General features: G+C 60.0%; 15 protein-coding genes and 2 riboswitches. Of the genes, 8 read left to right on the forward strand and 7 right to left on the reverse strand.

All coding sequences use genetic code 11. The features are described from left to right. Positions 1-879: a phosphate/phosphite/phosphonate ABC transporter substrate-binding protein gene (locus tag AC1RMF_RS21020; RefSeq protein WP_493144087.1), complete on the reverse strand. Its 879-nt coding sequence runs from the start codon at positions 877-879 to the stop codon at positions 1-3. After that, on the reverse strand, positions 876-3230 hold the full coding sequence (locus AC1RMF_RS21025; protein ID WP_342616393.1) for a putative bifunctional diguanylate cyclase/phosphodiesterase: 2355 nt from the start codon (positions 3228-3230) through the stop codon (positions 876-878). The genes AC1RMF_RS21020 and AC1RMF_RS21025 overlap by 4 nt, the downstream gene beginning before the upstream one ends. Before the next feature lie 249 nt (positions 3231-3479). Here AC1RMF_RS21025 and AC1RMF_RS21030 point away from each other — a divergent pair, with 249 nt between their 5' ends. From AC1RMF_RS21030 to AC1RMF_RS21050, 5 genes are all read left to right on the forward strand, one after another. After that, positions 3480-5066 carry a methyl-accepting chemotaxis protein gene (locus AC1RMF_RS21030; protein ID WP_493144089.1) on the forward strand — a complete coding sequence of 529 codons (1587 nt, stop codon included), beginning with the start codon at positions 3480-3482 and terminating at the stop codon, positions 5064-5066. Positions 5067-5113: 47 nt separating this feature from the next. Next, a complete protein-coding gene (locus AC1RMF_RS21035; RefSeq protein ID WP_493144091.1) occupies positions 5114-5512 on the forward strand; it encodes a bacteriohemerythrin in 399 nt (132 codons plus the stop codon). 120 nt (positions 5513-5632) lie between these two features. After that, positions 5633-8053 carry a sensor domain-containing protein gene (locus AC1RMF_RS21040; RefSeq protein WP_493144220.1) on the forward strand — a complete coding sequence of 807 codons (2421 nt, stop codon included), beginning with the start codon at positions 5633-5635 and terminating at the stop codon, positions 8051-8053. 52 nt (positions 8054-8105) lie between these two features. Further along, positions 8106-8717, forward strand: coding sequence for a hypothetical protein (locus AC1RMF_RS21045; RefSeq protein ID WP_493144093.1), 612 nt, complete (start codon positions 8106-8108; stop codon positions 8715-8717). 97 nt (positions 8718-8814) lie between these two features. Beyond that, a complete protein-coding gene (locus AC1RMF_RS21050) occupies positions 8815-10293 on the forward strand; it encodes a sensor domain-containing diguanylate cyclase (protein ID WP_342616397.1) in 1479 nt (492 codons plus the stop codon). On the opposite strand, the gene AC1RMF_RS21055 is transcribed toward AC1RMF_RS21050, so the two are convergent. Beyond that, positions 10294-11616 carry a cytochrome-c peroxidase gene (locus AC1RMF_RS21055; protein WP_493144094.1) on the reverse strand — a complete coding sequence of 441 codons (1323 nt, stop codon included), beginning with the start codon at positions 11614-11616 and terminating at the stop codon, positions 10294-10296. Between the two features lie 116 nt (positions 11617-11732). Between AC1RMF_RS21055 and acpA the strand changes: the two genes are divergently transcribed. Further along, positions 11733-13409 (forward strand): acid phosphatase, encoded by a 1677-nt coding sequence (gene acpA / locus AC1RMF_RS21060; RefSeq protein ID WP_446737888.1) that lies wholly within the window; start codon positions 11733-11735, stop codon positions 13407-13409. A 169-nt stretch (positions 13410-13578) separates the two neighbouring features. Next, a riboswitch (TPP riboswitch) is annotated at positions 13579-13681 on the forward strand. Between the two features lie 52 nt (positions 13682-13733). Beyond that, positions 13734-15017, forward strand: coding sequence for a purine-cytosine permease family protein (locus tag AC1RMF_RS21065; protein ID WP_342616400.1), 1284 nt, complete (start codon positions 13734-13736; stop codon positions 15015-15017). 5 nt (positions 15018-15022) lie between these two features. Here AC1RMF_RS21065 and thiD read toward each other — a convergent pair whose 3' ends face one another. From thiD to AC1RMF_RS21085, 4 genes are all read right to left on the reverse strand, one after another. Beyond that, on the reverse strand, positions 15023-15862 hold the full coding sequence (gene thiD / locus AC1RMF_RS21070; RefSeq protein WP_493144096.1) for a bifunctional hydroxymethylpyrimidine kinase/phosphomethylpyrimidine kinase: 840 nt from the start codon (positions 15860-15862) through the stop codon (positions 15023-15025). Then, positions 15852-16520, reverse strand: coding sequence for a thiamine phosphate synthase (gene thiE, locus AC1RMF_RS21075; RefSeq protein ID WP_493144097.1), 669 nt, complete (start codon positions 16518-16520; stop codon positions 15852-15854). The genes thiD and thiE overlap by 11 nt, the downstream gene beginning before the upstream one ends. Next, positions 16514-17344 carry a hydroxyethylthiazole kinase gene (gene thiM, locus AC1RMF_RS21080; RefSeq protein ID WP_493144099.1) on the reverse strand — a complete coding sequence of 277 codons (831 nt, stop codon included), beginning with the start codon at positions 17342-17344 and terminating at the stop codon, positions 16514-16516. Before thiM ends, thiE begins: the two co-directional genes overlap by 7 nt. Before the next feature lie 38 nt (positions 17345-17382). Then, a riboswitch (TPP riboswitch) is annotated at positions 17383-17476 on the reverse strand. A 36-nt stretch (positions 17477-17512) separates the two neighbouring features. Beyond that, on the reverse strand, positions 17513-18049 hold the full coding sequence (locus AC1RMF_RS21085) for a flavin reductase family protein (RefSeq protein ID WP_493144101.1): 537 nt from the start codon (positions 18047-18049) through the stop codon (positions 17513-17515). 370 nt (positions 18050-18419) lie between these two features. Here AC1RMF_RS21085 and AC1RMF_RS21090 point away from each other — a divergent pair, with 370 nt between their 5' ends. Then, positions 18420-20105, forward strand: a complete 1686-nt coding sequence (locus AC1RMF_RS21090) for a sensor histidine kinase (RefSeq protein ID WP_493144103.1) — start codon at positions 18420-18422, stop codon at positions 20103-20105. The last annotated feature ends 4 nt before the right edge of the window (positions 20106-20109 follow it).

The following is a 20109-nucleotide window of genomic DNA, read 5'->3' on the forward strand; positions in this document are numbered from 1 at the left end:
CTAAGGCTGATTCGCGTACACCTCCCGGATGCCCCGGTACTGCTCATCGCTGACGTGCGCAAAGCCTTCGCCATTCATGCCGCGAAACATATCTTGCAACGAGGCGCTATTCTGGAAAAAGGCCTGTTTGATCTTGTCTATCACTGGCTGGCAGAGTTGGCCGCGATAGACAAAGGGGTCGTAGGGTATGGGGGATGACTTCCAGAGCACCTGCAATTCGTCTGCCCGCAAGCTGCCGTTGCGCACGGCCTCGTCCAGGCGGCTGCTGGAAACAAAGGCGGCATCAACCAGGCCTTTCTGCACGGCCTGTATGGCGCGGTCATGGGAGCCTGCGAAGGTGATGCGACCGAAGTAGTGCTCCAGCGCCACGCCGGTCAGCTTGGCGATGGCCTGCCGCGGTATCAATGCGCCCGAAGTGCTGGCCGGGTCAATCAGGCTGATGTTGCTGCCACGCAAATCAGGCAATCCATGGAACTTCTTGTCGCGCCGCACCACCAGCAGTGAGCGGTAGCTGTCGCCCGCTTCGGTATGGGGGCCCACGCGCTGGATCATCGATGCAAAGGCCGTGATGCGATTGTCCCGCGCCTTGGCTTGTGCGTAGGACGCCGGCCCCAGTTCAGCCAGGTCCACGGTGCCTGCCAGCAGACCTTCCACCACCGCTCCGTAGGAAGAGGCCATGACGATCTCCACCGGCTGTCGCACCGCAGCTTCCAGCACCTTGACCAGGGGTTGGTACTCCGCGCCCAGGGCATCGGATGACTTCTTGGGGATCAGCGAGACACGAATGATCTTCGGGCTTTCGCAAGTCTGGCCCTGGGCCAGGCAGGCACAACCTGCCATGAGCAGGCCCAGCAAATGGATCGCGATGGTGCGGGTCATTTAGGCGGTGTCAGTATGGATTGGCGAATGAGTTGGCCCGCCGCTCCTGCATCCACCGGGCGGCTCATGTAGTACCCCTGGACCTGGTCGCAGTTGATGGACTTGAGGTGCAGCAGTTGGTCCTGTAGCTCGACGCCTTCAGCCACCACCTGCATCTGCAGCTTGTGTGCCATGGTCACTATGGTTTCCACAATGGTGGCATCCTGCGGGTTGTTGCGGATGTCCTTGATGAAGGCACGGTCGATCTTGATGGCGTGAATCGGCAGGGTGCGGATGTAGGAGAGGCTGGAATAGCCGTTGCCGAAGTCGTCCAAGGCAATGCGCACGCCAATCTGTTGCAGCTCGGTCAATACTTTGGTGGCGATTTCTATGGACTCGACCAGGCTGCTTTCGGTGATCTCGACTTCCAGCAGATGCGTTGCAATGCCGAACGATGCCAGCATGGACGCAACCCGCTGCGGAAACTCCAGGTCGCGCAGCTGGCGTGCCGAGACGTTGATGGCAACCGGCACTGGCTCCAAGCCCATTTCCTTCCATTGGGCCAGTTGCATGCACGCGCTTTGCGCTACCCAGTCGCCCAGCGCCACGTCCATGCCCGAGAGCTCCGCCATCGGTACAAATTCGCCGGGGTAGATCAGCCCATGCTCCGGGTGCTGCCAGCGCACCAGCGCCTCCAAGCCCACGATCTTGAAGTCGCTCAACCGCACCTTGGGCTGAAAGTGCAGCACCAGCTCATCTTCGGCAATGGCTGTCGGCAAGCGCTGCTCCAGGCTGAACTGGCGGTCGCTGGCGGGGTTGAGTGCGGGGTCGTAGAAGGTATAGCGCCCCCGTCCGGCACGCTTGGACTGGTACATGGCTGCGTCCGCGTGCTGGCACAGCGTCTCCACGTTATGCCCGTCCTGCGGGAACACGGCGATGCCAATGCTGGGACTGACCTGGATGTCATTGCCATCCAGATTGGTGCAGGGGCGGCTGATGAGCTCGATGATCTTGGTTGCCACGCTCACGATGTCCGCCACGCTGTCGAGCTCATTGAGCATCACCGTGAACTCGTCGCCACCCATGCGGGCAATGACGTCGGATTCGCGCAAGGCGGACTGCAGACGACTGGCCACGGTTTGCAGCAGCAGGTCACCCACATGGTGGCCCAGCGTGTCGTTGATGCTCTTGAAGCGATCCAGGTCCACATACAACATGCCGAAATGTTTGCGGCTGCGTTTGGCACGGGTCAGGTGCGTGTGGCTCATCTCCAGGAACAGGCGGCGGTTGGGCAGGCCGGTCAGGGCGTCGTGCGAAGCCAGCTCGTAGGCCTGGTGCTTCTGGTCTTCCAGTTCCAGGATCAGCTTGCGGTTTTCCAGGTCTGCCTTGCGCAGCGCGTCGAACAGTTTTTCGCGGGCCCGCAGCGAGCGCCCGATCCAGAAGGTGGCCAGCAGAATGATGACGGTGAACAGACACAAGACGCCCAGACCGCGAGCGCGACTGGCGCCGTATTCCACCTGCAGTTCGGCCACGTCGCGGCTGACCACCACCATGAAGGGGTATTTGGCCAGGTGCTTGTAGCTGGTCAGGTATTCGTGTTCGTCGCCAAAGTAGTTTGCGACCACCGATCCCTGCTCGCTGTGCAGTGGCTGGAAGAGGGCGGTCTGCCAGGTTCCCTGGGTGTATTCCAGCCCGCCCATGCGTGCCCTAGCCACTTCCTTGCCGTCGTTCAGCAGGACTTGTATGGCGCCGGTGCGGCCTATGTCGACGTCGCGGTAGAGCCCCAATACATAGCCCAGATCCAGCACCACCAACAGGATGCCGCGGCTCTTGTTGTCCTTTCCAAGCACCGGAAGCAGCATTTGTACTTGCCAGGCCCGCGTCATGGAGTCCACGGGAGGGACCAGCTGCAGCCCCGACATGTCCGCGGGATTGGCCAGCCGATCATGGATGGCCTGCGTCAAAGCACTGGTGTCTGTATCCGGCGAGGATGCGTACACCTGCCGCGCCGTATCGTCGTAGAGCGCAATGCGCAAAAAGAGCTGGTTGGCCGAGCACATGGCCGAGAGGCGCTTGGCGGCATCCTGCGGGTTGCCGTCAAACCACTCGGATGACGCCATCGAGAAAATCCGGGCCTGGTCCATGGCCCGGTTGAAGTTCTCGGAAATGATGATGGCCAGGCTTTCCTGCCGCGCCTGGGAGTTCTTGAGCATCAAAACCTGCTCGTTGCCCAGCCATTGCCAGGTTACGGACCAGGTGGTGGCCAGAAGGATCAGTGACAGTGCGATGACGCCATGCAGCGGACGTCGCAGGTCTCTTGCCTTGGGTGCGTACAGCTTTTGCCAGAAACGTGGAAGGATGGTGTCGGTCACTCGGAGGTACTGGACAGGGCCAAAAGGCCAGAGTGTGTTTCCATCATGTGACAGTTATGTGACGAATTTGTCAGAAATGCCGCAATTGCCGGTATTTCGCAATTTGGTCGGAAATTGCCGATGAGACCAGATGCTGTTTGAACTGAATCGCATGAACCGTGTGACGCATCCCCCCAGAATTGATTTGCATCAACGCAGAAGTTGTCCGACTATCCGAACATGCGCTCTTGAAAAATTCGGGAGTCCAAAATGAATGTTTCCAATCTGAAGATATCTGCCCGCCTGGCCTTGGCATTTGGCGCCGTCCTAGTGGTGTCGCTGGTTGCGGCAGCGCTGTCGCTGTTCAAGCTTGCCAGCATTCAGGAGAATCTGAGCGACATCGTGCTCGACAACAACGTGCGCATCGAGTTGAGCAACTCCATGGGCGACGCCATCCACATCGTCACCCGTGTCATGCGCAGCGTCGTGATTCTTAGCGACAAGTCGGCCAAGGATGCCGAAATGACCAAGATCACCAAGGCCCGCGAGGCCTATGACAAGGCCTGGACAGAGCTGCAGAAGATGCCGGCCAGCGAGGCAGGCAAGGCGATACGCGAAAAAATTACCGCAGCCCGCGACTTTGCCAGGCCTCTCAACAACAAGGTGATCGAACTGGGGCTGGCTGGCAATGTGGATGAGGCCAACAAGCTGCTGGTCCAGGAGGCCGGCCCGGCGACCCAGAAGTGGCAGGACTTGCTGGAGGAGAACATTGCGTTCCAGAAGAACATCACCCAGCAGAAGTACCAGCAGGCTACGGAGGACTATGCCCAGGCTCGCAGTCTCTTGATCATTGCCAATTGCATCTGTATCGCCCTGTCGGCCTTGCTGGGCTGGCTGGTAACGCGTTCCATCACGGTGCAGCTTGGCGCCGAACCTGCCGAGGTCACTCGGTTGGCGCACGCCGTTGCGCACGGAGATCTAAGCCTGCCCATTGCGTTGCGTGAAGGCGACCAGCACAGCATGATGGCGCAGCTCAAGGAGATGCAAAGCAGCCTGGTGCGCATCGTGGCCAGTGTGCGCGCGGGCGCCGAGTCCATGGCTACCGCCACGGGTCAGATCGCTGCAGGCAATGTGGACCTTTCTTCGCGCACCGAGGAGCAGGCCAGTGCACTGGAGGAAACAACGGCCTCCATGCAGGAGTTGGCTTCCACGGTGAAACAGAATTTTGAGAGCGGCAGGCACGCCAACCAGTTGGCCACTTCAGCTTCCCATGTGGCCGTAAAGGGGGGGGAAGTGGTGACGCAGGTGGTGCATACCATGGAGGCCATCAATGTCTCTTCGCGCAAGATTGCCGACATCATTGGTGTGATTGACTCCATTGCGTTCCAGACCAACATCCTGGCGCTCAATGCTGCAGTGGAAGCGGCGCGAGCCGGCGAGGAGGGTCGTGGCTTTGCCGTGGTGGCCAGCGAAGTGCGCAATCTGGCCGGTCGCTCTGCCACGGCGGCCAAGGAGATCAAGGCGCTGATTGAAGCCTCAGTGACTAACGTGGCCGACGGCTGCAAACTGGTGGAGCAGGCCGGTAGTACCATGGACGAGATCGTGGTGAGCGTGCGGCGGGTTTCCGACATCATGGGCGAGATTTCCGCCGCCAGCCAGGACCAGAATGCCGGTATCGACCAGATCAACCAGGCTATGGGTCAGATGGATCAGGTCACGCAGCAAAATGCGGCCTTGGTGGAGGAGGCCGCAGCGGCGGCCCAATCGCTGGAGCAACAGGCGCGTCAGATGGTGGATGTTGTCAGCGTGTTCAAGCTTCAGGGTGGCGGCCACTCCATGCGCTTGTTGGCAGCATGAAGAGGTCCGATTCGTGCACGTGATGACATAAAGGCAGAGTGATTCGTATGGCGTATTTCGAATGGGCAAAAGACATGGAGATCGATGGCGGGGCCATCGATGCGGACCATCGCCGGCTGGTGGACCTGGTCAATGATCTGCACACGGCAACCAGCGTGGGAGAGGGGCAGGCGGTGGTGGCAGACATACTAGCTTCACTGATCAAGTACACCAAGACCCACCTGAAGACCGAAGAAGAGCTGATGGCCCGCATGCATTTCCCCCATATGGAGGGACATCAGCGCGGACATGAGAAGTTCATCGAGGACCTCCTGAGTCTGGAGAAGAAGTACCAGAACGGCAGCATCACGGTGGCGTCCCAGTTGTCGACTGTGTTGCGGGACTGGCTGTCCTTGCATATCAGGCGCAACGACAAAGAGCTGCACCAGTATTTCAAACGTGGTTAGATGACACACAAGCGCGCAGGATCAGACAAGCCGCCCGCAGAGCGGGATTCAGCGCTTGCTCCGCCACAGGATTCACAAGAGTCCGCGCACAGTCTGCGCAGACTCGTTCTCAGCGAGGAGATGTACCGCAAGGCCTTCTTCCTAACCCCGGATGCGATGAATATCACCCGTCTTGAAGACGGGATGTATGTTTCGGTCAACCATGGCTTCACCCAGATCACGGGCTATGAGGAGTCGGATGTCATAGGCAAAACGTCTCTTGAAGTGGACATCTGGGTCCATGCCGAAGACAGGGCCCGCCTGGTGCAGGGGCTCAAGACCGATGGGATGGTCATCAATCTGGACGCACAGTTCCGGACCAAGCGCGGCTTCATCATCGATGGGCTCATGTCGGCTGCCGTGATCCGGCTGGGGGAAGTGCCGCACATCATCAGTGTCACATCGGACATCACCGACAGAAAGAACGCAGAGACCCAGTTGCAGAGAAGCGAGGAAAAGTACCGTCAGCTGGCAAACGACTTGCCGGCGTTCATCGTGACCTACTTGCCGGGCGGTGTTCTGACCTTCGCGAACCAGGCCATTGCAAAATTGGTCGGCATGGAGCCGCATCAGCTGGTAGGGTTGAATTTCCTGAGCTTCCTCAATGAGTTCGACCGACAGGTGGTGCAGAAACGCTTGTCGCAGCTGACGCCGCAGCAGCCTGTGGAAGCCCATGAGCAGACCTATGTTGGCCCGGCGGGTGAAGTGGGATACCACCAATGGACCAACCGGGCCTTTTTCGATGCCGGTGGCGTTGTGACGCACTTTCAGGCCGTGGGAGAAGACATTACCGAACGCAAGCTGGCCGCGGAGGAGATGAAGATTGCCGCGACCGCATTCGAGTCGCGTGTGGGTATTGCAATCACCAATGCCAAACTGGCCATTCTGAAAACCAACAAGGCGTTTACCGACATCACGGGCTACTCAGCGCAAGAGGTTGTCGGCAAGACGCCGAAGTTGCTGAGTTCGGGGCGGCACGGGCCGGAGTTCTATGCCGAGATGTGGCAATCCATCACGCAGAGGGGAACCTGGGAAGGCGAAATCTGGAACCGCCGTAAAGGCGGTGAGGTCTTCCCCGAATGGTTGACCATCACCGCCGTGCGGGACGGCGCAGGCGTTGCCACCCACTACGTTGGAACCTTCACGGACAACACCTTGCGCAAGGTGGCGGAAGACCAGATCAAGACCCTGGCTTTCTACGATCCGCTGACCCAGCTGCCCAACAGAAGGCTGCTGATGGATCGGCTGGCCATGGCGCAGACCAACAGCTCCAGGCGGCAGCACCGGTGCGCCCTGCTGTTTGTTGACCTAGACAATTTCAAGACCATCAACGACACCGTGGGACATCAAGTGGGGGACAGGCTGCTGGAGGAAGTGGCCAGGCGCCTGTCACATTGCGTGCGCGAAGGGGATACGGTGGCGCGTCTAGGTGGCGATGAGTTCGTTGTGATGCTTGAAGACCTGAGTCTGCATGAATTGGATGCGGCCACACAGGCCGAAGCCATTGGCGAAAAAATTCTCAGAGCGCTCGATCAGGTCTACGAAATTTCCGGGCATCGCCACTACAGCACGGCAAGCATCGGCGTAACCTTGTTTGGAAGCGTCAAGAACGAAAGCATCGACGAGCCGCTCAAGCGCGCAGACATGGCTATGTACCAGGCCAAGGCTGCAGGGCGCAACGCCTTGCGTTTCTTCGATCCCAATATGCAAGCCGTGGTGGCGGCCCGTGCGGAGCTCGAGGCTGGCCTGCGCAAGGCGCTGGACCAGCATCAACTGGTGTTGCATTACCAACCCCAGGTATCCAAGGATCACCGCGTGCTGGGTGTTGAGGCTTTGGTGCGCTGGAAGCATCCGCAGCGGGGCATTGTTTCTCCGTCGGAATTCATCCCGTTGGCTGAAGAGACGGGGCTGATTCTGCCGCTAGGCGACTGGGTGCTGCGTGCGGCCTGTGCGCAATTGGTCGCGTGGTCTTCCAATCCCGATACCAGCCATTTGACCGTCGCCGTCAATGTGAGCGCGCGCCAGTTCCACCAGGAAAAGTTTGCTGAGCAGGTACTTGCCGTACTGGATCAAACCGGTGCCGATCCGCGCTTGCTCAAGCTGGAGTTGACCGAAAGCCTGCTGGTCACCAATGTGGAAGGCGTCATCGCCAAGATGAACAAGCTCAAAAGCCATGGCGTTTGCTTTTCGCTGGATGACTTTGGCACCGGCTATTCATCGTTGTCCTACCTGAAGCGGTTGCCGCTGGACCAGCTCAAGATCGATCAGGGGTTCGTCAGAAACATCCTGTCCGACCCCAATGATGCCGCCATTTCGAAGATGGTCATTCTGCTGGCCGAAAGCCTGGGACTTGACGTCATTGCGGAGGGTGTGGAAACGCAAGCCCAGGAACAGTTTCTTCATAGCCAGGGTTGCAGGTCCTGCCAGGGCTATCTGTTCAGCCAACCCTTGCAAGCCAGGGACCTGGAGGCTTATCTGCATCGATTTGCGTCGAAGTCGTAATATTTTTCCTGTAGCATGCTGTCAAAACATTGCAACAGCACAGGGAGTAAACATGCGGAATGCAACGATTGCATTGGCGGCACTTGTCGCCAGTTTGGGTGTCCATGCGCAGGAGTCACACTGGCGCTTCATGGCTGGACTTGGCTACGCAGATGGAGGCGAGAAGATCGCATCCGGCACCATCACCACCATCGGCACCAATACCGTGCGGCCCTTCGATATCCAGTCTGGCAATGGCTTCCAGTTCCGGGTGGGGGGCGAATACCGTTTGAGCGACCGGGTTGCACTGCAGGGCTCACTGGGCCATTCATCGAGCGAAGCCATGGGTATCAACGGCAGCTATGACTTCACCGTCATACCTTTCGAGTTGATGGGTTTTGTGGATATCGCAGCGGGGTGGCGTGTTGGCATTGGTGCACGCCAGTCGTCTGCGGAGCTGCGCGGTACCGGCGTGGCCGCTAATTCACCTGTCAACGGCACTTTTGTCAGCAGCCAAGGTGCGGTTCTGGAGGTGCAATATCTCTTTCAAAACGAGTCGGGGGCCCGGGGCAAGTCCGTTCCCCAGTTCGGCTTAAGTTTGCGCGGTGTGAACGAGACCTTTACCCAGACCTTGGGCACAATCAACGGCAACCATGTAGAGATTGGCGCGGTCATCTATTACTAAGTAGGTTGCCCGACCCGAGCTCTGAGGCCGTCAGGAGAATGTCTGGGGGCTCCATTGCAAGTGTCACAATGGCGCATCCATTCGATGTGTCAAAAAAATGAGCTTGCCAACCACCCGCACTGAGCCATCCATCTCTGCCGATTTCGAGCAGATGTTTCATTCGGCACCCATATCGCTGTGGCTTGAGGATTACAGTGCACTCAAGACCCTGTTTGATGCCTGGCGCGCACAGGGTGTGACGGACATCGCATCGCATCTGCGGCAGTTCCCTGCATTGATCACCCAGTGCTCCAGCAGCCTGAAGGTGCTGAAGGTCAACCAGCAGACATTGCGCCTGTTTGCCGCACGCGACCAGCAAGATCTGGTCAGCCGGTTGCACGAGGTATTCCGGGATGACACCTTGGACCAGATGCTCTCCGAGCTGGTGCATCTGTGGTCCGGCAACTTGAGCTTTTCCAACCAGACCGTGAACTACGCGCTGGATGGCCGCCGCATGGATGTGCAGATCAACGTCAGCGTTCTTCAGGGGCACGAGTCCACCTGGGACCGCGTCATGGTGTCGCTGGAAGATGTGACCGACAAAGTGAAGGCGCGCGCCGATCTGATTGCCAGTGAGCGCTATGCCCGCAATCTGTTTGACTATTCGCCGGTGTCGCTCTGGGTGGAAGACTTCAGCGGTGTGAAGCAACTGCTGGACGAGGCGCGCGCACAGGGCATAGAGGATTTCCGCACGTTCGTGAGCGTGCACCCGGACTTCGTCGTGCGCTGTGCGGAAAAGATCAAGGTGTTGGACGTGAACCGGCAAACGCTGCAGATGTTTGCTGCCAGAACCAAGGAAGAGTTGCTGACCCGGCTGGATGTGGTGTTTCGCGACGAAATGCATGTGTCATTCACCGAGCAGCTGGCCGACCTGTGGAACGGCAGTACCAACCAGATGCGCGAAGTGGTGAACTACTCGCTGGCCGGCTCGCTGATTAACATCCACATGCAGTTTTCCGTCCTGAGCGGGCACGAAGACACGTGGGACCTGGTGCTGGTGTCTCTGGTGGACATCACCGCACGCAAGAAGGCCGAAGCCTATCTGGAATTCCTGGGCAAGCACGACTCGCTGACCAAGCTGCACAACCGCGCCTTCTACACGGAGGAGCTCAACCGTATTTCGCGCCGCGGCCCGTGGCCGCTGAGCATTCTGGCGATGGATCTCAACGGGCTGAAGTCCGTTAACGATGTGGAAGGCCATGCGGCAGGCGACGGTATGCTGCGCCGCGTGGGCGAGGTGCTCAGCAGCGCTTCGGCCGGCACCAACTATTGCGTGGCACGGGTGGGAGGCGACGAGTTCATTGCACTGCTGCCAGGCTGTGACGAACGCGTGGCCCAGGCCTTCAAGGAGCGCGTGGAGTCCTTGCTGGAAATCAACAACCAGTACTACACCGGGCGCAAACTCAGCCTGGCCATCGGCATCGCCACGGCACAATCCGCAACCCACGTAGATGCACTCAGCCATGAGGCGGACAAGGCCATGTTCGCTGCCAAGACGCGCTTTTACGAAGACACCAAGATGGAGCGCAGGCGCTAGTCAGTGTGAGTTCGCTGGCGGCTTATATCCGTCGGTGAGCGTGCGCAGGAACGCGACCACGTCGCGGATCTCGGCGGCATTGAGCGCAGGCTTGTCACCACGCTTGCCACCAAATGGGGCGTCGGTGTTGATGGCGATTTGCAGGTCGTTGGGTAGGTCGTCGAAACGCTGCACTTCGCCTTTGCTGTTGCGTGGGTAGTATTTCTCGGGGCGGGTGTCACGTTCAACGTAAAAGGCCACGGCCTCCTCCAATGTGTGGAATACGCCGTTGTGGAAGAAGCTCTTGCGTATTGCCACATTGCGCAACGACGGTGTCTTGAACCTGCCGCAGTAATCCTTGTGATCCGTCAGATCCGTGCGTATGGGGCCGCACAACCCCATGTCATACCAGTCTTTGTTTGCGTTGGCGGCAATCCTGTTGTTGCGCGGCACGCCCAGGGCAATGAGGCCGAAGTCAGTGAAGTCCGGGAATGCGCCGCGTTTGACAGCGCTCACATGGCAGGATGCGCAGTTTCCTTTCTCCGGATCGTTGAAGGCACGCATACCGCGTAGCTCCTGTTGGCTGAGTTGGGTTTGGCCCCGCAAAAAGGCATCGTACTTGCTGTTGTAGGGATAGAAGTCTTCAGGATTCTGTTGAAACACCTCCAGCGCCCACAACAAGCCGTTCCAGGCCTTGTCGGGCGTGTCCAGTACGTGGGGGCCGAAAGTTTCGCGCATGCGCTGCGCGCTGGCAGATTGCTGCAACTGCCGAACCACACTGGCCGAGTCTGCATTGGCCATTTCCAGCGGCGACAGCAGGGGGAGCTGGGCTTGCTCATGAACACTGCTGACACGGCCATCCCAGGTGCTTCCGCCGGTAGGGCCTTGGTCCTCACTGTCGTTGCCATCGTTATCACTGAAGTGCTCGTTGAACGGTGGTGTTTGCTGGCGATAGGTCAGCGATGGCACCGCGCGCAGTCCGGGCGTGCGCAGGGCCGGGCCACCCAGTTGCACAGGTAGTGCATTGGGTGGGCCGTAGGCATGTTGCGGACTATGGCAGGACGCGCACGACATCTTGCCGGACGCCGACAGAGCCGTGTCAAAGAACAGGGCCTTGCCCAACTCTGCGAGTTCTTTTGCACTGGGGCGGCGCTCGAATGCCGTCTCATAGAAAGAGCGTTGTGGTGCTGGGGCTGAGGCCGCATGTGCCGGTGCAGATAGGGCAGGCGTTGCCGGATTGCAAGCGGTCAGCCAAACGGAGCACAACAAGGCAATGGGAAGAGTGGGCGTGACGACGCGCGCCGCTGAGCACCTCAGAAAGCGGCAAAGAACGTGAACTTGCATGCATTCAGCTTACTTTTGCCGTATGACGGTTGGGTGACAAGACCTTCCACCTTCATGAAGTTGTCTTAATGCGTCGATACATTGGGCCTTTCGACAAACAAATTTTGGTAGCGCTCATGAAGAATTCGCCGATGAAAGCATGGTTCCCACTCACAGCAGTAGCCGCTCTGGCACTTACCGCCTGCGGCAGCGGAGACACTGATCCGACCAAGGTTTTGCAATCCAGAATCAAGAACGTTGTGGTGATATACGCAGAGAACCGTTCTTTCGACAGCCTGTACGGCAAGTTCCCAGGGGCCAACGGACTCAATGCTGTGCTGGATGCCAATGGCAACCCGACTTCCGCCTATATTCCTCAAAAGGACCGTGATGGCACTACAGTGCTGGCCACGCTGCCGCAAACCTGGGGCGGTGTTACGGCTGGTGGTGTTACGCCGGTTGTGACGCAGGCGCAAAGTGCTAATTTGCCGAATGCACCTTTCTCAGTGGAAACGGCTTTTTTCGCGGCTTCTGGCTCCAAGTTGACCACCAGCACAGTGACACGTGACCTTTTCCACCGCTTCTTTGAAAACCAGATGCAAATCAACGGTGGCAAGAACGACATGTTTGCTGCGTGGGCCGATGGTGGTGGTCTCACTATGGGAGGCTTTGACTACAGTGCGTCGCCCATGTTCAAGTTGGCCAAGCAGTACGTGCTGGCAGACAACTTCTTCCAGGCGGCGTATGGTGGCTCTTTTCTGAACCACCAGTACCTGGTGTGTGCTTGTGCGCCGGAATATCCCAACGCAGATACGGCGACCGCAGCGCCTACCATTGCGAAACTCGATACCGATGCGTCGGGCAATTACCTTCCCAAACTGACCGTCAAAGGCACCAGCCCGGCCTCGGCAATGACAGGTCCAGCCGCTTTCCTGCTGAGCGGCAACATCACACCCGCCAACTATTTTGGTGATGGCAAGTTCTACGCCGTCAACACCATGCAGGCGCCTTACCAGCCCAGCGGCAATCCGCCCGCCAACGTGACTGGCAACAATGCTTTGTATGCCGACACCACCAAGGCCACCACATTGCCCCCGCAAACCGCCACCACCATCGGTGATTTGCTGGATGCCAAGAAGGTGAGCTGGAAGTGGTATTCGGGCTCCTGGAACAACGCGGTGACAGACGGCATGCAGGCACCGACGGCCACCCGCAATGTGATCTACAACGGCAACACCTTTGGCGTTGCAACGACCGCCAACCTGGACTTTCAGCCGCATCACCAACCGTTCAATTACTACGCCAAGTTTGATCCGGTGGCCAATACCGCCAACCGCACGGCACATCTGAAGGACTACACCGATCTGGTCGCCGATGCCGCCGCAGGTACATTGCCCGCCGTGACTTTCTACAAACCGGAGGGGCTCTACAACCAACATCCCGGCTACGCCAACATCTCCGATGGCGATGCCCGGATTGCAGACCTGATCGCCAAGTTGCAGGCCAGCCCGCAGTGGAACAACATGGCAATCGTGGTGACCTACGACGAGTTCGGTGGTCAGTGGGACCATGTGGCACCACCCAAGGGTGACAAGATTGGCCCTGGCACGCGCATTCCCGCATTGGTGATTTCGCCCTGGGCCAAATCCGGTACCGTGGACCATACCCAATACGACACGGGCTCGGTCTTGCGCCTCATTACAAGAACCTTTGGTCTGGACACCTTGCCCGGCCTTGCCGCGCGTGACGCCGCATTGAAGGCCAATGGTGCATCGCCCATGGGTGACATGACCAACGCGCTGATTCTGAATTAATTGTTCCATCCGCCCGTCCGCTGTGGCGGGCGTTTGCAAGACGCACGTGTTGCAAACACGGTAAGCGCCTGACCGGAACGCCGGGCAGGCGCTTTCTCTTTGGGCCATTCGGGGACCCGTTTCTGAGCACCTGAGCACAGAACATACAATATGCCCGTGCTCGCTGGAGCACATTCGCTAGGGGTGTTGGTCCGCGCAATCGGACTGACTGAGAAAGTCCCTTTGAACCTGATTGAGGTAATCCTCGCGCAGGGAAGCAGTTTCAGACGGCACCGAGCCGTAGTCTCCCGCTTACCTGCCAACACTTTTGCATGGAGCAACAGGATGGCAACGACAACTACCGGCACTTCGTCCGGATCTACCAATTACGCATTGGGCAGCCTGCCCGCCAGTGAGCGCGTCTTCAGCTGGCATGAGCATGCTTCGCTCTGGTTCAGCCTGGGGGTGGGCCTGCTGGTGATGCAAATGGGCGCCTATCTGGTGCCCGCTGTAGGCACGCGTGATGCGGCTATTGCCATCTTGCTGGGTACCGCAGTGGGTGCGGGCCTGCTGGCCTGGACTGCCAAGCTGGGCGCGGACAGCGGCCTCACCAGCGCGGGCCTGATGCACAAGACCTACGGTCACTGGTTTGCCCGGCTGCCGGTGTTTCTCAATATCGCGCAACTGATCGGCTGGACCACGTTCGAGCTGGTCATCATGCGCGATGGCACCTTGGCCATTCTCAAACAATCCCTGGGCCTGCCGCTCGAAGGCTGGGTGGGCAACGCGGCGACCACGCTGTTGTGGGGCGCGGTGCTGACGCTGCTGCTGGCCGGGTCCATGACCCAGCTGGTGCGCAAGATCATCGGCCGCTATGGCCTGCCGCTGGTGCTGCTGTCGCTGCTGTGGCTGAGCTGGCAGTTTGGTGGCAAGGTGCAGTCACACGGATTCGCTGCCTTCATGGACCGCGCGGGTGACGGCAGCATGGGTCTGCTTGCTGCCATGGATCTGGTCATTGCCATGCCGGTGTCGTGGTTGCCGCTGGTGGCGGACTATGCACGCTTTGGCAAGAGCGGACGCGGTGCCTTCTCGGGTACCTGGGTCGGCTACGCGGTGGCCAATGTCTGGTGCTACGCGCTGGGTGTGATGGTGGCCAGTGTGTCGGCCCCCGACGCCGATCTGGTGGGCACCTTGCTGCTGGCGCAAGGCGGCCTGATTGCGCTGAGCCTGATCCTGGTCGACGAAATCGACAACGCCTATGGCGATGTGTATTCCGGCGCGGTTTCCACCCACAGCCTATTACCCAAGTGGTCCATCCGCACCTGGGGCATGCTGCTGGCGGTGCTGTGCACCGTGCTGGCACTGGTGCTGCCCATGCACGACCTGGAGCCTTTCCTGCTGATGCTCAGCTCCGTGTTCGTGCCACTGTATGGCGTGATCCTGGGGCGCCTGGGCTTTGCAGAAACCCGGGGTAGCTCGGGCGTGAAGGTGGATTTTGTCGCCGCCGGCATCTGGATCGCAGGCATTGTCGTGTTCCAGGTGTTGACGAATTTGGCGCCGCAGTGGGGTGCCACCTTGCCCACCCTGCTGCTGACCGGCGTGCTGGCGGTCGTGACCCGCAAACCCTGAGCGTTTCAGCGCGGCAAGCGCACCATGGCCTGGGGTGCGTAGCCGTGGTTGAGTGGTCCGCTGCCTTTGCCGGTGCGCACCTGCGCACCGTGCAGCAGGGCACCCCGTATGTAGTTGCGGGCAGATTGCACCGCCTCTGCCAGGGGTTGGCCCAGCGCCAGATGGGCGGCGATGGCCGAAGACAGAGTGCATCCGGTGCCATGCGTGTTGGGCGTGTGGATGCGGCTGTCGCGCATCCAGACCTTCTCGCCGGTCGCCAGCGCCAGCAGGTCACTCACTGCCTCCCCCTGCAAGTGCCCGCCCTTGACCAGCACCGCGTTGGCGCCCATGGCTAGCAGGGCGTTGGCTGCGGCTTCCATGTCGGCTTCATTCTGAAGCTTGCGCTTCACCAGCAGCTCCGCTTCGTCGAGGTTGGGCGTGATCACAGCCGTGCGCGCAAACAGCTCACGCACCAGGACGTCTATGGCCTCATTGTCGATGAGCACGGCGCCGCTGGTGGCGACCATCACCGGATCGAACACCACTTTCTGCAGCGCGTGACGGTCAATGGCCTGGGCCACGGTGCGCACGATCTCGGGGGAATGCAGCATGCCGATCTTGACGGCATCCACGCCAATGTCCTCCACCACCGCATCGATCTGATCGGTCAGCATCTGCGCCGGCACGCCATGGATGGCGCGCACGCCCTGGGTGTTTTGCGCGGTGAGGGCGGTGATGGCCGTCATGCCAAAGCAGCCCAGCGCGCTGAAGGTCTTCAGGTCGGCCTGAATGCCGGCGCCACCGCCGCTGTCGGAGCCGGCAATGGACAGTACACGGGGGTAGGTGAATGGCAAATCAATGGGCATCGATCAGGTCTCTCAAGTGTTGGCTGGCGCTGCGCGGGTCATCGGCCGAGCAGATGGCACTGACCACGGCCAGGCTGTCGGCCCCGGCCTGCAACACGGCAGCAGCGTTGTGGGCATGGATGCCGCCAATGGCCACCAGCGGCAGCGGCGTTGCGGCGCGTGCGCGCTGCAGACCATCCAGTCCCCAGGGCGTGGCGGTATCGGTCTTGGTGGGAGTGGCATAGACCGGGCTCACGCCTAGATAGTCCACCGGCAGGCTCGCGCTTTGCATCACTTCGTCCAGTGTCTCCACCGACCAGCCGATGAAGACCCCCGGCGGGAGCAAGGCGCGTGCCGCTGCCACCGGCAGATCGCTTTGCCCCAGATGCACACCCTGTGCGCCACACGCCAGGGCAATGTCCAGCCTGTCGTTGATGATGAGCGGAATCTGCAAGGGCTGCAGCAGGTCCATCAGGGCCATGGCCAGCGCGTGGAAGTCGCGGCTGTTTGCGTGCTTCTCGCGCAGTTGCACGCAGGTCACGCCGCCCTGAACTGCGGCTTGCACCACATCGGTCAAGGTGCGACCTTTCAGGCTGGGTTGGTCGGTGACCAGATACAGGCGCAGAGCTTCGCGCAGCCGCTCGCGGCTCCAGGGTGTGGCCTGAGCGTGAGTTACCAAGGCTTGAATTCCATCTTCAGGCGCTGCTCAAACGTGGCCTGGTCCAGCAACTGCAATTCGTCGAGCATGATCACCTGCATGCTGCCCACGCCCTGGCGGCGTACCACGGCCTTTTCGGCAGCCACTTCACCGACCACGCCCATCAACGCCATGGCAGAGACTGTGGCGCGCCAGGCGTCGGGCTGCACGGCGCAGAAGGCGCCGATCAGGGCCGTAGCCGAGCAGCCCACGCCGGTGATGCGGGTCATCCATTCATGGCCGTTGCTCAGCAGCGCCCAGCGCTTGCCGTCCACGATATGGTCGGTCGGGCCGCTCACGCACACCACGCCGCCGGTGCGCGCCACCAGGGCGCGCGCCGCACCCAGCGCATCGTTGGATGCGGCGCTGCTGTCCACGCCCTTGGTCTGCACGTTGGAGCCGGCCACGCTCATGATCTCCGAGCCATTGCCGCGGATGACGGTGGGCGAGGCGGTGCCCAGCAGCAGCTCGATGCTCTCGTTGCGGTAGGCCGTGGCACCGGCACCCACCGGGTCCAGCACCGTGGGAATACCGCGCTGCGTGGCGGTCTGCAAGGCCAGGCGCATGCTCTCGATCCAATAGGGCTCCAGCGTGCCGATGTTGAGCACCAGCGACTGCGCGATGCTGGCCATGGCCTGCACCTCTTCGCGGGCATGGGCCATCACGGGCGAAGCACCGGCGGCCAGTAGTACATTGGCGTTGAGGTTCATCACGACGAAGTTGGTGATGCTGTGCACCAGGGGAGCACGCTCACGCACAGCGGTGACGTCGGCCCAGATATCGGCGGGGGAGAGCAGGTCGGTCATGGTCTTCCTAGTGTGGTCAGGGACCGGGACCATGCAGGTGGCAGTGAAGCGAGCTTCCCTACGCTGGCATGACCCAGATCAGGTTCAAAGAGTATTTCTCAGCCGCCGACGGCGGCACCTCTAGCAGGGGGGATTATCGGCGATGTTGCATTGCCAGCAACAAAGGTCTCACTTCATTTTGGAGGCCAGTTTGATGGTTTCTCCCGCAATGGCAAACAGGCCGTGCCCGCGGTGGTGCAGCGTGGCCGGTTTCTTGAGAGACGCGTCCACCCAGGCCTGCACCACTTCCAACACAAAGAAGCCATAGCGATTGACCATGCGTGTATCAAACACCCGGCACTCCAGACTGGCATAGCACTCTGCCACCAGGGGAGGGGCCACTTGAGAAGCTGCCACGCGGGTCAGGTCGAAGGCCTGGAACTTGTCCAAGTCTCGGCCCGTGCTGTTGCCGCATTGCACGACCTTCTTGGCCAGGTTGGCGGTGGGAATGTTGAGCACGCATTCGCGCGTGGCCTTGAGCGCGGTATAGCTGAAGTCACCAGTGCTCACCACGCATCCCACCAGCGGTGGCTCAAACTCCAACATGGTGTGCCACGACAGGGCCATGACGTTGGAGTGGCCTTTGTGTGCAGTCGTCAGCAGCAACACCGGGCCAGGCTCCAGCAGTCCATACACCTTGGCAAGGGGAAATGATCGCTTGGACATGTACGCAGACTCCTGATGCGCGGGGCTTGGCAGCGGGTCCGGTTCACTGTACTCCTGCACGCAATCGTTTCAAGAGGTGCAATGGTGCGAATCTGTTTTAGATCAAGAGTTGGGGCCATCCCTGGCATAGAATGGCCCGAAAGCTATAAGCCCGCGACAGAGTGAGACCGTGTGGCTCTGGGAGGGGCCGCAATGTTTTTCTTCTTCCCTGCAAACTAGGATCAGCCAGGCCTGATCGGTTCTTCGTACCCAAGAAGTCCGCTTCCCGTCAAAGGGGGGCGATTTAATTCTGGCTCCTTGTCGAGCCACGGCGGATGAACCTGTGCAGTGCAAACCGCATGGCCACCTGCCAAACCCCAGGAGGTGCGATATGGATATTGGAACGGACGGGGATAGTTCTGCAGCACCACCAGAGCCCGACCTGAATGCACTCCATGTGCGGCAAGCAGACCGGCAGGAGCGCCGTGCGGTCATCAGCCAGTTGACCTCCAGGCAGTTGGTTCACGAATTGCGTGTGCACCAGATCGAGCTGGAGTTGCAAAACGAGGAGCTTAGGCGCATGCAGAATGAGCTGGCCGATGCCCGCAGCCGGTACTTCGATTTATATGACCTTGCACCCGTGGGCTACTGTACTGTCAGCGAAGGCGAAATCATCCTGGAGGCCAACCTCACTGCCGGCAGCCTGCTGGGTTTGCCGCGTGACGCCATGGTGGGGAAGCGGGTACAGAATTTCATATTGGCTGCTGACCAGGACGTCTACTATCTGCATCGCATGCGGCTTTTTGATACCGGACTGCCGCAGTCCTGTGAGGTGCGGCTGCTGCGCGCCGATGGCAGCACGTTCTGGGGTCTGCTGCGCTCCACATTTGACTCGGGCACAAGTGCCAATGCCTTGCACCGTCTGGTGCTGACCGATGTCGACGAACGCAAGCTGGTACAGGACCACATACGCATCAGCGACATTGCGCTCAAGGCTGTGTCTCAAGGCGTATTGATTGCCAGCCCCGACTTGCGCGTGGTCTCTGCGAACCAGGCCTTCCTGTCGATGACGGGCTACAAAGAGTCCGAGCTTACGGGCGTTTCGTGCAGCGTATTCAATGGGCCACAGACCAATGCGGACACGCTCGCCGCGTTCATGCTGGCCGTCAAGGAGCAGCGCGATTTCAGCGGCGAATTCGTCAACTATCGCAAGGACGGAAGCCATTTCTGGAATTTGCTGACCATGTCTCCTGTGCGCGACGATCAAGGGCGGCTGACGCATTTCATCAGCATCAATACCGACGTCAGTGTGCGCAAAGAGCTCGATCGCGTTCTGCTGGAGAAGAACCTGGAGCTCCAGCGCACCACGGCGCTGGCTGAGCGAGCCAATCAGGCCAAGTCCGACTTTCTCTCCAGCATGAGTCATGAATTGCGCACGCCTCTCAATTCCATCCTGGGGTTTGCGCAGTTGCTGGAGTCGGGTACCCCGGAGTTGACCACGCTGCAGCAAAGAAATATCCAGATGGTCCTGCGCGGGGGCTGGTATCTGCTGGCGCTGATCAACGAGATACTGGATCTGTCGTCCATTGAGTCCGGAAAACTCGCGCTGTCACTGGAACCGGTTGCCATATCGCAAGTGCTGGCTGATTGCCAAAGCCTGATTGCCCCCCAAGCGGAACGCAGCGGCATCCAGGTGAATTTTCCGGTGCTCAGCGATTCGCTGGTGGCCACAGCCGATCCCTTGCGGCTCAAGCAGGTCATCGTGAATCTGCTGTCCAACGCCATCAAGTACAACCGCGTCAATGGCGTGGTGGATGTGACGGTGAGCAGCGACGCGCAGCAGACGCTATGCATCCGCGTGCAGGACATGGGTGAGGGCTTGTCCGAGGAGAATATGTCGCAGCTGTTCCAACCCTTCAACCGGCTCGGGCAGGAGTCCAAGGGAACGGAAGGGACAGGCATTGGCCTGGTCCTGACCCGGCGCCTGACCGAGTTGATGGGAGGCCGCGTCGGAGTGCAAAGCACCATGGGGGTAGGCAGTGTCTTCTGGATCGAACTCTGCGTGCCGCAAGGATGAAGGT

Source organism: Rhodoferax sp. GW822-FHT04A08, assembly GCF_058801025.1.

Coding starts and splice junctions, on each gene's coding strand:
- AC1RMF_RS21045 (WP_493144093.1), top strand. CDS start 8,106: ATGCGGAATGCAACGATTGCATTGGCGGCACTTGTCGCCAGTTTGGGT.
- AC1RMF_RS21085 (WP_493144101.1), bottom strand. CDS start 18,049: ATGTCCAAGCGATCATTTCCCCTTGCCAAGGTGTATGGACTGCTGGAG.
- acpA (WP_446737888.1), top strand. CDS start 11,733: ATGAAGAATTCGCCGATGAAAGCATGGTTCCCACTCACAGCAGTAGCC.
- AC1RMF_RS21090 (WP_493144103.1), top strand. CDS start 18,420: ATGGATATTGGAACGGACGGGGATAGTTCTGCAGCACCACCAGAGCCC.
- AC1RMF_RS21035 (WP_493144091.1), top strand. CDS start 5,114: ATGGCGTATTTCGAATGGGCAAAAGACATGGAGATCGATGGCGGGGCC.
- thiD (WP_493144096.1), bottom strand. CDS start 15,862: ATGCCCATTGATTTGCCATTCACCTACCCCCGTGTACTGTCCATTGCC.
- AC1RMF_RS21050 (WP_342616397.1), top strand. CDS start 8,815: ATGAGCTTGCCAACCACCCGCACTGAGCCATCCATCTCTGCCGATTTC.
- AC1RMF_RS21065 (WP_342616400.1), top strand. CDS start 13,734: ATGGCAACGACAACTACCGGCACTTCGTCCGGATCTACCAATTACGCA.
- AC1RMF_RS21040 (WP_493144220.1), top strand. CDS start 5,633: ATGTACCGCAAGGCCTTCTTCCTAACCCCGGATGCGATGAATATCACC.
- AC1RMF_RS21020 (WP_493144087.1), bottom strand. CDS start 879: ATGACCCGCACCATCGCGATCCATTTGCTGGGCCTGCTCATGGCAGGT.
- thiM (WP_493144099.1), bottom strand. CDS start 17,344: ATGACCGACCTGCTCTCCCCCGCCGATATCTGGGCCGACGTCACCGCT.
- AC1RMF_RS21030 (WP_493144089.1), top strand. CDS start 3,480: ATGAATGTTTCCAATCTGAAGATATCTGCCCGCCTGGCCTTGGCATTT.
- AC1RMF_RS21055 (WP_493144094.1), bottom strand. CDS start 11,616: ATGCAAGTTCACGTTCTTTGCCGCTTTCTGAGGTGCTCAGCGGCGCGC.